Raw genomic sequence first — 11,816 nt, 5'->3', positions numbered from 1 at the left:
GTAGAGGAGCGGATCGACCTAATGCCCGCGCTCGCCAATCCTCTTTACAAGCCGATGGTACCGGACGATCTTATGACTAAAGTCGACGACGTACTATATTACGCCAATGATGTGTCGCAACCAGACACCTACCCGCGCCGATGAGAGCAGCTTTGCGGAAGGGGATTTCGGCATAAGCTGGTTCAGCGACGGCATGCTCAACGTGTCGGCCAATTGCGTGGACCGCCATCTGGAGACGCGCGGCGATCAGGCGGCGATCATCTGGGAACCGGACGATCCGGAGGAACCGGCGCGGCGCTTCACCTACCGGCAATTGCATGAAGAGGTGTGCCGCTTCGCCCATGTGCTGAAAGGCGCGGGCGTGGGGCGCGGCGACCGGGTGACGCTCTATCTGCCGATGATTCCGGAGGCGGCCTTCGCCATGCTCGCCTGCGCGCGGATCGGGGCGATCCATTCGGTGGTGTTCGGCGGTTTCTCGCCCGAGGCGCTGGCGGGACGGATCAGCGATTGCGACAGCCGGATCGTCATCACCGCCGATGAGGGGCGGCGGGGCGGCAGGATCGTGCCGCTGAAGCGCAATGTCGACGCGGCGGCGGCTCTGGCGCCGGGGCTGGAACGCGTGATTGTCGTCCGGGCGACGGGCGGGGACGTCGCGATGGACCCCGCGCGGGACGCCTATTATGACGAACTGGCCGCTGAGGTCTCCGCCGACTGTCCGGCAGAGGCGATGGCGGCGGAAGACCCGCTGTTCCTGCTCTACACCTCCGGATCGACGGGCAAGCCCAAGGGCGTGCTGCATTCGACCGGCGGCTATCTGCTCTGGGCGGCGATGACCTTCGACCTTGCCTTCGACCATCGGCCGGGCGAGGTCTTCTGGTCCTCCGCCGATGTCGGTTGGGTCACAGGCCACAGCTATATCGTCTATGGACCGCTCGCCAATGGCGGCACCACGCTGATGTTCGAGGGGGTGCCGAACTGGCCGACGCCCAGCCGCATCTGGGAAGTGGTCGACCGGCATCGGGTGACGACGCTCTACACCGCGCCGACGGCGCTGCGTTCGCTGATGAAGGAGGGGGACGAACATGTGACCCGCACCAGCCGCGCCTCGCTGCGGCTGATGGGCACGGTGGGGGAGCCGATCAATCCCGAAGCCTGGCGCTGGTATCATGAGGTGGTGGGCGAGGGGCGCTGCCCCATTGTCGATACCTGGTGGCAGACGGAGACGGGCGGCCACATGATCACGCCGCTGCCGGGCGCGACGGACCTGAAGCCGGGCGCGGCGACCAAGCCCTTTTTCGGGGTCGAGCCCTTGCTGGTCGACGGCAATGGCGTCGCCGTGGAGGGCGAGGGGGAAGGCAATCTCTGCATCGCGCGGAGCTGGCCGGGGCAGGCGCGGACCGTGTGGGGCGATCATGAGCGCTTCTTCCAGACCTATTTCACCACCTATCCGGGCCTGTACTTCACCGGCGACGGCTGCCGGCGCGACGCGGACGGGGACTATTGGATCACGGGGCGCGTCGACGACGTGATCAACGTGTCGGGCCATCGCATGGGCACGGCGGAGGTGGAAAGCGCGCTGGTGCTGCACGAGGCGGTGGCGGAGGCGGCGGTGGTGGGCTTCCCGCACGACATAAAGGGACAGGGCATCTACGCCTATGTGACGCTGAACAGCGGCGAGGAAGCGACCGACGAACTGCGTCAGGCGCTGGTGAAATGGGTGCGCAGCGAGATCGGGCCGATCGCGACGCCCGACGTGATCCAGTTTGCCCCCGGCCTGCCCAAGACCCGTTCGGGCAAGATCATGCGCCGCATCCTGCGCAAGATCGCGGAGGGCGAGGTGTCGCCCCAGGCGCTGGGGGACATATCGACGCTGGCCGAGCCGGCCATTGTGGAGGAATTGATCCGGAACCGGGCCCGGTGATGCTTTCGGCCCCCGGGTCTCATCGAAACCCGCAGCCTTGGCGGGTTCCGATCGTCTGGAAATCGCTCTAGCGGAAGACCGGCACGCTTCCCGATGCCGTCCTTGCAGGGCCCTCCTGCCTCAGCCGCTGGGCGATCTCCGCGATCCGCCCTTCGCCCTCCGCAAGGGCGGCGGCTGTCGTGTGCACCGAATAGGAACCGAGGTGAAGCGGATGGGGATGCGGCCGTGCGGACCCCAGGACGAAGATCGCGCCCGCATCGCCCGCCTGGAGCGTGATCGCCTCCTCTCCCGGCTCGAACAGCGCCATCTCGCCCTGCGCTATCGGGGCGGAGCCGGAAAGACCGCCCTTCGCTACCGCCGCCCAAGCGAGCGAATGGCCGGGGGGCGGTGCGTAGGTCCAGCTTTCCCCGGCTTGCAGGCGGACCAGCAGATAGGTGATCCCGTCAGGCGCGCGGACCGGGCTCTGCGCGCCCGCGTGTCGGCCCAGGATCACATAAGCGGGGCCGGCCATGGGCATATGGTCCGCCTCTATATATTGGCTGTCGACCGGTCCGTTCTCCAGTTCGGGCGGCAGGGCGATCCAGAGCTGGAAGCCCTGCATCAGCGCCGAGCGTCCGGCGGACAGTTCCTTCCCGTGCCAGACGCCGCCGCCCGCGCGCATCCATTCCACGCCGCCGAAGGCCAGCGTGCCGGTGCCCGCCTGCGGATCGTCATAGGTCACGTCCCCTTCGGTGAAGACGGTGACGGTCGCGATGCCCGAATGGGGATGCAGCGGCATGGCGGCGGAAAGCTGCCGCATGTCGCCTGCAAACAGGTCGAGGAACACGAAGGGCTTCAGATAGCGGCCCAGATCGGACGGGCTCATCAGCCGGACGATCGAACCATGTCCGCTGCCGCGCGTGCGATGAACGACCGGGCGGGGGGCCGCCGTGCCGGCCATCATTCCATGAAGGGTTGCCATAATGCTTCCTGTTCCTGCTCCGCAGCGATCGAGACGATGATTTATGGCGGCGGGAATCGGGATGCCAGGCCCATTTCCTCAAAGCATCGTTGCCATATCCGGAACGATCGCCCGGCGCGTCACCCTGCCGCCGCCCTTTCCGCCTGCATCCAGGCGAGTTCGGCCAGTTCCGGGAACGCGTTCGCCCGTTCGCGCGCCTGGGCCGAGGCGGCGGTGCCGCGCAGCGCCCTGCCCTTGATGCCGTGGAAGATCGCCGCCAGCCGGAAGAAGTTGAAGGCGACGTGGAAATCATGATCGGGAATCGCCTCCCGACCGGTCCGGCGGCAATAGGAGGCCACATACTCCGCCTCGGTGGGAATGTTGAGCGCGGCGATGTCCATGCCGCCCAGTCCCGCGACGATGTGGGGCGGCATCCGGTACATCATCGCATGATAGGCGAAGTCCGCGAGCGGATGGCCGAGCGTCGACAATTCCCAGTCGAGCACCGCCAGGACGCGGGGTTCGGTGGGGTGGAAGATCATATTGTCGCAACGGAAGTCGCCATGGACGATCGACGTCTGGTCGTCCGGCGGAATATGCGCCGGCAGCCATTCGACCAGCCGGTCCATGTTCCGGTCCCGCCCGGCATCGGCATCCTCCAGATATTGCCTGGACCAGCGGTCGATCTGACGCTGGAAATAATTGCCGGGGCGGCCATAGTCGGCCAGTCCGATCGCTGCATAATCCAGGCTGTGCAGCCGGGCCAGCGTCTCGTTCATCGCGTCGAAATAGGCCGGGCGGTCATGGCTGGCGACCTGCGGGAAGCTGGCGTCCCAGAATATCCGCCCCTCGACCATGTCCATGACATAGAAGGGGGTGCCGATGACCCCTTCGTCGACGCAGAGGGCATGGACATGGGCGACCGGAAATCCCGCCGATCCCAGCGCGGACAGCACGCGCGCCTCCCGCTCGACGGCATGCGCGCCCTTGACCAGCCGGCCCGGCGGCTTGCGGCGCAGCACATAGTGGCGACCCGGCGTGACGAGCTTGTAGGTGGGATTGCTCTGCCCGCCCCTGAACTGTTCGACGCGGAGCGGTCCCGAATAGCCCTCGACATGATCCGCCATCCATCGCGCCAGACTGGCTTCGTCGAACCGGTGCGCCTCCCGAACGGCGACGGTGCCGGCGTTTTCCGCTTCACCGGTGCTCATGGCACGTCCCCCGGATGGGCGCGCCCGATGGCCTTGGCGAGCGACCATTTGTGCACCTCCGTCGGTCCGTCATAGATGCGGAAGGCCCGGATTTCGCGGAATATCTGCTCTACCACCGTGTCGCCGCTCACCCCGGTCCCGCCCATGACCTGCACGCAGCGGTCCGCGATCCGCCACAGCGCTTCGGATACCGCCACCTTCGTCATCGAGCTTTCGATGATGCCGGGCGCGCCGGAGTCCAGCACGCCCGCGCACCAGTCGATCATCAGTTCCGACTGTTTCAGGTCGATCAGATTGTCCGCCAGCATGAAGCCCACGCCCTCATGGTCGATCAGCGGCTTGCCGAAGGCCTGTCGCTTGACGGCATAGCCGCGGGCGATGTCGTGCGCGCGCCTCGCGCTGCCCCACCAGCGCATGCAATGGGTGAGGCGCGCGGGCGCCAGACGCACCTGCGCGTAGCGGAAGCCCTGATCGACCTCCCCGAGTATCCGGGTCGCGGGCACCCGCACGCCGTCGAGCCGCACGACGGCATGGCCGCCGGGCATGGTCCCATCGATGGTGTCGAGCAGCCGCTCGACGGTGATGCCGGGGCTGTCCATGTCGACAAGGAACATGGTGGCCGACTCCCCCGTGCGCGCCATGACGATCGAGAAGGCAGCGCCCTCCGCGCCTGTCGCGAAGCTCTTGCGCCCGTCGATGATCCAATGGTCGCCATCGGGGCGCGCCACGGTCCTGAGCATCGAGGGGTCGGAACCGGCCCCATCCTCGTCCGCCGGTTCGGTCATCAGGAAGGCCGACCGCGTCGTCCCGGCGGCAAGCGGCCGGAGGAAGCGGTCGATCTGCGCCGGGGTGGCCACGCGGGCGAGGAGGTGCATATTGCCCTCGTCCGGAGCCGCCAGGTTCATCGCCAGCGGGCCGAGCGGCGAATAGCCCGCCGACCGGAACAGCCGCGCCGTCGCGGCATGGTCCAGCCCCTGTCCGCCCAGTTCCGGCGGCAGATGGGGGGCGATGAGGCCGGCAGAGCGCGCCCGCGCCCGCAAATCCTCGACCAGCGCGTCCGAAGGGCCGTGACCGCCCATCCGGGGGTCGGTTTCGAAGGGGATCACCACGTCGCGGATGAAGGCGTCCGTTCGCGCGAGCAGTTCGTCCAGACTATCCCGCGTCATGGATGCGATAGCCTCGTCACTGCGCAAGATAGCCGCCATCGATCACCAGTTCGGCGCCGGTCATGAAGCTGGATTCGTCGCTGGCGAGGAACAGCACGCCATTGGCCAGTTCGATCGGCTGGCCCATGCGTCCCAGCGGCGTCGCCGCCACCACCCCGGCGCTGGTTTCCTCCGCCTGATCCTCCAGCACCATGGGGGTGGCGATGATGCCGGGATGGATCGAGTTCACCCGCACATTGTCCGGCGCATAGGTGACGGCGGCATGTTTGGTCAGGTGCCGGACGGCCGCCTTGGACGCATGATAGGCGGCCGCGCCGGGGACCGCCGCGATCCCCCAGATCGACGAGAAATTGACGATCGACCCCGCCCTTTTGGCGCGCATGCCCGGCAGCACGGCGCGCATGCCCAGGAAGACGCCGGTCTGGTTGACCGCGATCACCCGGTCCCAGTCGGCCAGATTCTCATCGGCAAGCGGCAGTTGCGACCCGCCGATGCCCGCATTGTTGACGAGGATGTCGACGGCGCCATGACGCGCCACGATGCCCTCCACCAGCTCCGCCCATTGCCCTTCGTTCGCGACGTCCATGATGGAAAAGCGGATCGCCGGATCGTCATAGGGCGCGTCGGGCGGGTTGACGTCGGTGACATGAACCTGCGCGCCCTCGCGGGCGAAGAGTTCCGCGGTGGCGCGGCCGATGCCGCGCCCCCCGCCGGTGATGATGGCAACCTTGCCCTGCAACCGCCCCATATGATGTCCTTTCGATCCTTCAGCCGATCCCGCCGTCGACGGTGATTTCCGCGCCGGTGACGTAGCTCGCCTCGTCGGAGGCGAGGAACAGCACCAGCCGGGCCACCTCGTCGGTGGTTCCGATGCGCTTCATGGGGATCATGTCCTCGTAGAATTTCAGCCGTTCGGGCGTGTTCTCGCCCAGCATCGGCGTGTCGATGATGCCGGGATGGATCGAATTGACGCGGATGCCGAGCGGCGCGAGTTCCGACGCCGCCAGCTTGCTCATGCCGCGCACGGCCCATTTGCTGGTGGCATAGGCGAAGATGCCGGGAACATTGCCCAGGCCCGCGCCCGACGAGATGTTGACGATGGCGCCGCCGCCGGTCTTCGCCATCGCCTCCGCGGCGGCGCGCATCCCCAGGAAGACGCTGAGCTGATTGACGCGATAGTGCAGGTCCCACAGCGCGGCGTCCGTCTCCAGCAAGGGCGCGGGCTTGTAGACGCCCGCATTGTTGACCAGAATGTCGATCTTCCCGAAGCGCTCCTCCGCCTCGCGCACGACCCGCGCCCAATCGGCCTGTTCCGCCACGTCATGGCGAACGAAATGACCGTTGGCTCCCAGTTCGGCGGCGACCGCCGCTCCGGCTTCGTTGAGGTCGGTGACGACCACCTTCGCGCCTTCCGCCGCGAACAGCCGCGCCTCCGCTGCGCCCTGGCCGCTTGCCGCGCCCGTGATCAGGGCGACCTTGCCTTGCAGCCTGCTCATGCGAACCTCTCCTCCTTCATGGCGATCACCAGCGCCGGTCCCTGCCCCACAGGAACCGCGCCTCGTCCCGGCTGGTGTAATCGGGGTCGAGATAGATGTGCATGCGGGCGATCAGCGCGCCGCGAAATTCGAAGACGCTGCAAAAGCGCCCGCCCGGCGTCGTGCCGCCTTCCCATGTCGCGTCTTCCCTGTCTTCGCCGCGCGTGGTGCCTTCGACCACCACGCTGTCGCCGCTCTCGATGAAGCGCAGCCCGTCAATATCGTGCCCGAACGCCTTGAACGAACCCACAAGGCCGGCGGCGAAGGCCATGAAGTCATCGCGACCCCGGCCGATGCCGAATTTGGGAAAGAAAAATTCGAAATCGTCGGTGAACCCGTCGAGCATGTCGGGCCGACCCGCGTCGCCCCGCCGGAAATAGTCGATCACCGCCATGATGCGGGGCGAATGGTCCTGCTGCTCGGCCATGGGCTCTCCCTCCCTGTCGATTGCTCTAGAAGGTGACATTGTCGCCGCCCTTCAGCGCCAATATCTCACGCGTCTCCGCCGGTGTCGCCACCTCCAGCGACAAGGGCTCCAGGATCGATCGGATCAGCCGCACCTGTTCGGCATTGGACCGGGCGAGCCGTCCCTTGCCTGCATAGAGCGAATCCTCCAGCCCGACGCGGACGTTCGCGCCATTGATCGCGCCCATGGTGACGAAGGGGATCTGATGCTTGCCCGCCGCCATGACCGACCAGCGATAATCGTCCCCGAACAGCTTGTCCGCGATGCGCCTGGCGTGGAGCAGATTTTCCGTGTCCGCGCCGGTGCCGCCGAGCAGGCCGAAGATGGATTGCACGAACAGCGGCGGCGTCACCAGTTTGCGGTCCAGGAAATGGGCGAGCGTATAGAGATGGGCGGTGTCGTAGCATTCGAACTCGAACTTGGTGCCGTGCCCCTTGCCCAGCCGCTCCAGGATCAGCTCTATATCCTTGAAGGTGTTCTTGAAGATCCAGTCGCGCGAAGCCTCCAGATGCGCCGCTTCCCAGTCATGTCGGAAGCTCTTGTAACGCTCCAGCATGGGATACATGCCGAAATTCATCGATCCCATGTTGAGCGAGCAAAGCTCCGGCGATGCGCGCAGCGGCGCGGCGAGCCGCTCGTCGAGCGACATGCCCTGGCCGCCGCCCGTCGTGATGTTGACCACGGCGTCGGTCGCCTGCTTGATGCGCGGCAGGAACTGCATGAACACATCGGGATCGGGCGTCGGCCTGCCCGTCTCCGGGTCCCGCGCATGAAGGTGGAGGACGGATGCGCCCGCCTCGGCCGCCTCGATCGCCTGCTGCGCGATCTCGTCGGGCGTCACCGGCAGATGGGGGGACATGGTGGGGGTGTGGACGGCGCCGGTGAGGGCGCAACTGATGATGACCTTCGACACGCCGTTCAATCCTTCGCTGCGGGAAGCCGGATCAGCAGCTTCCCCTGATTCTGCCCGGAATAGAGGCGCGCTATCGCGCCGGGGGCCTCGCCAAGCCCTTCCAATATGTCCTCGCGGTAATGCAGCCGTCCCTCGCGCAGCCAGGCCGACAATTGGGCGACGGCCTCATCGAAGCGATCGGCATAGTCGAACGTCAGGAATCCGCGCATCGTCGCGCGCTTCACCAGCAGGTGACGCTCGGGCCGGGCGCCCTGCGGCCAGGGATCCCAGCTTGCGATGGAGGCGGTGCCGCAAACGGCGATCCGCGCATGCAGGCGCAAATGGCGCAGCACCGCGTCGCTGATCGGCCCGGCTATATTGTCGAAATAAATGTCGACCCCGTCGGGACAGGCGCGGGCGATGGCGGCATCCAGATCGGGCTCGCCGCGATAGTCGATCGCGGCGTCATAGCCGAACTCGTCCAAGCACTGGCGCCGCTTTTCCGGCCCGCCCGCCAGGCCGACGGTGCGGCAGCCCGATATGGCGGCGATCTGGCCCACGCACGACCCCACCGAACCCGCCGCCGTCGAGACGAGCACCGTCTCGCCGGGACGGGGGGCGCAGATATCGAGCAGCCCGAAATAGGCGGTGACGCCGTTCAGCCCCAATATGCCCAGATAGAGCGACAGCGGCAGATCGGTGTCCGGGACGCGCAGCAATATGGCGGACGGGTCGACCGCCGCATGCTCCTGCCAGCCGAACAGGCCCATAACCCTGTCGCCCGGCGCGAAATCGCCATGCCGCGATTCCACCACCTCTCCGACGGCGAAGGCGCGCATGACGTCCCCGACATGGATCGGGTCGGAATAGTTGCTCGCATCGCTCAGCCAGCCCCGCATGGCGGGCTCGACGGACAGATAATGGTTGCGCACCCATATCTGTCCATCGGCGGGAACGGGCATGGGGCGTTCCTCCAGCGCGAAATGCTCGCTCTGGGGAATGGCCTGCGGACGGCGCGCAAGGATGACGGCCCGGTTCATCGCATCAATAGCTGTAGCTGAGCGTCGCGCCGTAAGTGGCGGGCATGCCGGTGGTGCGCGCCACCGTATCGACCACATGGGTGACGGTGGTGACGTAGAATTTATTGGTGACGTTGCGGCCCCAGAGCTGGAACTTCCATCCGCTGTCCGGGCTTTCGATGCCGACCCGCAGGTCGAGCACGGCATAGCCGGGCAGGGCGAATTCGGGCGCTCCCCCGAACGCCGCCACGCTGCGCGAGCGGTAGCGGACATTGCCGCCCAGCGAGAGGTCGAGATTGCCGGTCAGCGCGAAACGATAGTCGAGATCGCCGTTGAGCTGCCATTTTGGCGTGCTGGGAAAGGGTTCGCCCTTGATGTCGACGACGGCGGCATAGGGATCGTTGGCGAGGAAGCTCCGGTCGACGCGCGAGTCGACATAGGTCGCGCCGCCATTGAAGGTCAGCCCGTCGACGGGCCGCCAGTTGACGCTCAGCTCCGCGCCGCGGACGCTCGACCTCGGAACCTGCACCAGCCCGGGCAGATTGCCGAAGGCGGTGGTGATGTAGCCGATGATCTGCTTGTCGTCATATTTGTAATAGAAGCCCGCGCCCGTCAGTTGCAGCCGCCGGTCGAGCAGCGAAAGCTTGAAGCCGGCCTCATAGGCGAGCACCGATTCCTGCGTCACCGGGTCGAACTGGCTGGGGAAAAGGCCGGGCACCGTCGGGAAGCTGCCCGCCTTATAGCCGCGCGTGACGTTGGCGTAGAGCAGGCTGTCGGGATTCGGTTTCCAGTTGAGGCTGGCGCGCCAGGAAATATTATCCTCCTTCAGCGACTTTTCGACGCTGGGCACCGGGATGAAGGGCGTGCCATAGCCGACTTCGCCCAGCGTCGCGCAGGCGCCCGGCGCGAGCGCCACCGTCGGCGGATCGAAATTGCGCGACAGGTTCGACAGGAAGCTGAACGCGTTGGAGATCAGGCCGTCCCCCACGTCCAGCAGGCAGCCGCTGAACCGGTTGCGCTGGTCGCTGTAGCGCGCCGAAACCTGCGCCGTCACCCTGTCCGTCAGCTCATAGTCGAGGCTGCCGAACACCGCCTTGGTCGTGATCTTCTGATGGTTGCTGTTGATGAAGGAGGTGTAGCGGAACGGCCCCACCCCGCTGTTGCTGGCGATATAATCGCCGCGCTGGTCGTCCCCGGTGGTGTCGTGGCTGTAATTGCCGCCCAGCATCCAGCGGATCGGACCCGCCATGCCCGCGAGCCGCAATTCCTGCGACACCGTCTCTATGTCGGCGTTGATCGTCAGCAGGAAATTATTCTGCGGCACGCCGTCAGTGTCGCTGGGCGAGCGCTGCCTGAACCGCGAATAGGCGCTGATCGAGGTCAGGGTCACGGCATCGCTGACGTCCAGGTCGCCGCGCAGCGAGAATTGATAGAAGCTGTCGTCGCGGCGAAGGTCGGCGCCGGGGTCCCAGTCCGCGATGCGGCTGCGGTTGGGGGCCGGGACGGCGGCTTCCAGCGCGGCGGTGATGTCGGTATAGCCGCCCGCGGACGGAGCCACGGTCGGGGCATATTTGACGAACTGCGCCGCCTGCGTTTCGCTCCGGTCGATCCAGCCATTGGCGTTGAATTCGAAGCGCAGCGTGTCGGTGGGTTCCCAATCGAGCAGCAGGCGGGCGGTGGAATAGTCCCGGCGGCCGAGGCGGTCGGACGGGCGGGTCTGGCTGATCTGCCAGCCGTCGCGATATTCGTGGCGCACCGCCAGCCGCGCCTTCAGATTGTTTGCGATCGGGCCGCTGACGAAGCCCTGCGCATCCACCTGGTCGAACCGGCCATAGCTGAGGTCGACGCCGGCGGCGAGGTGGTCGGTCGGCTTGGCCGCGATATAGTTGATCGCGCCGCCGGTCGAATTCTGGCCGAACAACGTGCCCTGCGGCCCTTTCAGCGCCTCGACGCGCTCCACGTCGAGCGACGCCCCCTGCGTCATGGCGAGATAGGGCAGGGGCACCTGGTCGACATAGACGCTGACCGCCGGGGCCACGGCGACGGCGACGTCGTAGAAGCCGATGCCGCGCATCGTGAAGACCGGCGTGCCATAGGCGCTCGGCTGATAGGTGAAGCCGGGAACGATCTTCACCAGGTCCGACGGCTGGGTCACGCCCGCATTTTCAAGCTGGCTGGCGGACGCCGCCGTGATGGAGACCGGCACGTCGTTCAGCCGTTCCTCACGCTTCTGCGCGGTGACGATGATCTCGCCCACGGCAAGGTCGCGTTGCGGCGCGGCCTCGGCCTGTTCGGCGGGGGATTGCGCATGGCTGCACAGCGGAGCGACGAGCGCGCTGGTCGCGAGCAGGACGCATATGGGCTTCCTCATTTTTCCTCTCCCTCGTTCAAGCCCTGACTGCCTGATCTGGTGGGGCAGCCGGGTTGTTTGTTCATTCCTTGGCGCGGCATCTTCCCGGGCCGCATGCCCTTCGTTCAGGTCAGCGGCGGGCGCGCTTCCACAGCCGCCGGGCAAGGCGCCAGACCGGCGGGGCCGGGACGGTCGGACGGAAGTGGGGTGCATGATCGCGGCGCGCCGATTGTCCGCGAGCGGGCGGCGACATACCAAATGCTCTCGATGAACATCGCATTTCCTCTCCGGAAAGCCCTGTTGCCCTGCCGCCCCG

General features: G+C 66.7%; 9 protein-coding genes and 1 pseudogene. 1 reads left to right on the top strand and 9 read right to left on the bottom strand.

Annotated elements, in window-relative coordinates:
* Nucleotides 1–127 precede the first annotated feature (127 nt).
* Nucleotides 128–1,921: pseudogene (acs, locus tag EWH10_RS16060) on the top strand (acetate--CoA ligase); the annotation flags it as partial.
* Nucleotides 1,922–1,988: 67 nt separating this feature from the next.
* Here acs and EWH10_RS16055 read toward each other — a convergent pair.
* The 9 genes from EWH10_RS16055 to EWH10_RS16015 form a co-directional block, all read right to left on the bottom strand.
* Nucleotides 1,989–2,882: a pirin family protein gene (locus tag EWH10_RS16055; protein WP_048575653.1), complete on the bottom strand. Its 894-nt coding sequence runs from the start codon at nt 2,880–2,882 to the stop codon at nt 1,989–1,991.
* A gap of 119 nt (nt 2,883–3,001) precedes the next feature.
* Nucleotides 3,002–4,072 carry a phosphotransferase gene (locus EWH10_RS16050; RefSeq protein ID WP_065846751.1) on the bottom strand — a complete coding sequence of 357 codons (1,071 nt, stop codon included), beginning with the start codon at nt 4,070–4,072 and terminating at the stop codon, nt 3,002–3,004.
* Nucleotides 4,069–5,238, bottom strand: coding sequence for an acyl-CoA dehydrogenase family protein (locus EWH10_RS16045; protein WP_065846788.1), 1,170 nt, complete (start codon nt 5,236–5,238; stop codon nt 4,069–4,071). Before EWH10_RS16045 ends, EWH10_RS16050 begins: the two co-directional genes overlap by 4 nt.
* A gap of 16 nt (nt 5,239–5,254) precedes the next feature.
* Entirely contained in the window at nt 5,255–5,986 is a 732-nt protein-coding gene (locus EWH10_RS16040; protein WP_025549444.1) for a glucose 1-dehydrogenase, read from the bottom strand.
* Between the two features lie 19 nt (nt 5,987–6,005).
* A complete protein-coding gene (locus EWH10_RS16035) occupies nt 6,006–6,734 on the bottom strand; it encodes an SDR family NAD(P)-dependent oxidoreductase (protein WP_025549443.1) in 729 nt (242 codons plus the stop codon).
* A gap of 25 nt (nt 6,735–6,759) precedes the next feature.
* The gene (locus EWH10_RS16030; RefSeq protein ID WP_065846753.1) at nt 6,760–7,200 is read right to left on the bottom strand and encodes a nuclear transport factor 2 family protein; all 441 of its coding nucleotides are present in this window, start codon (nt 7,198–7,200) and stop codon (nt 6,760–6,762) included.
* 25 nt (nt 7,201–7,225) lie between these two features.
* Nucleotides 7,226–8,152 (bottom strand): 3,5-dioxohexanoate:acetyl-CoA acetone transferase, encoded by a 927-nt coding sequence (gene kce, locus EWH10_RS16025; protein ID WP_083199132.1) that lies wholly within the window; start codon nt 8,150–8,152, stop codon nt 7,226–7,228.
* Between the two features lie 5 nt (nt 8,153–8,157).
* Nucleotides 8,158–9,171, bottom strand: a complete 1,014-nt coding sequence (locus tag EWH10_RS16020; protein WP_065846756.1) for an NADP-dependent oxidoreductase — start codon at nt 9,169–9,171, stop codon at nt 8,158–8,160.
* A gap of 4 nt (nt 9,172–9,175) precedes the next feature.
* A complete protein-coding gene (locus tag EWH10_RS16015; RefSeq protein ID WP_065846757.1) occupies nt 9,176–11,521 on the bottom strand; it encodes a TonB-dependent receptor in 2,346 nt (781 codons plus the stop codon).
* Nucleotides 11,522–11,816: the final 295 nt, after the last annotated feature.

Origin of the sequence: Sphingobium fuliginis, assembly GCF_004152845.1 — a bacterium.
GTDB lineage: Bacteria > Pseudomonadota > Alphaproteobacteria > Sphingomonadales > Sphingomonadaceae > Sphingobium > Sphingobium fuliginis.
This window is presented reverse-complemented; position numbering and strand designations above follow the sequence as displayed.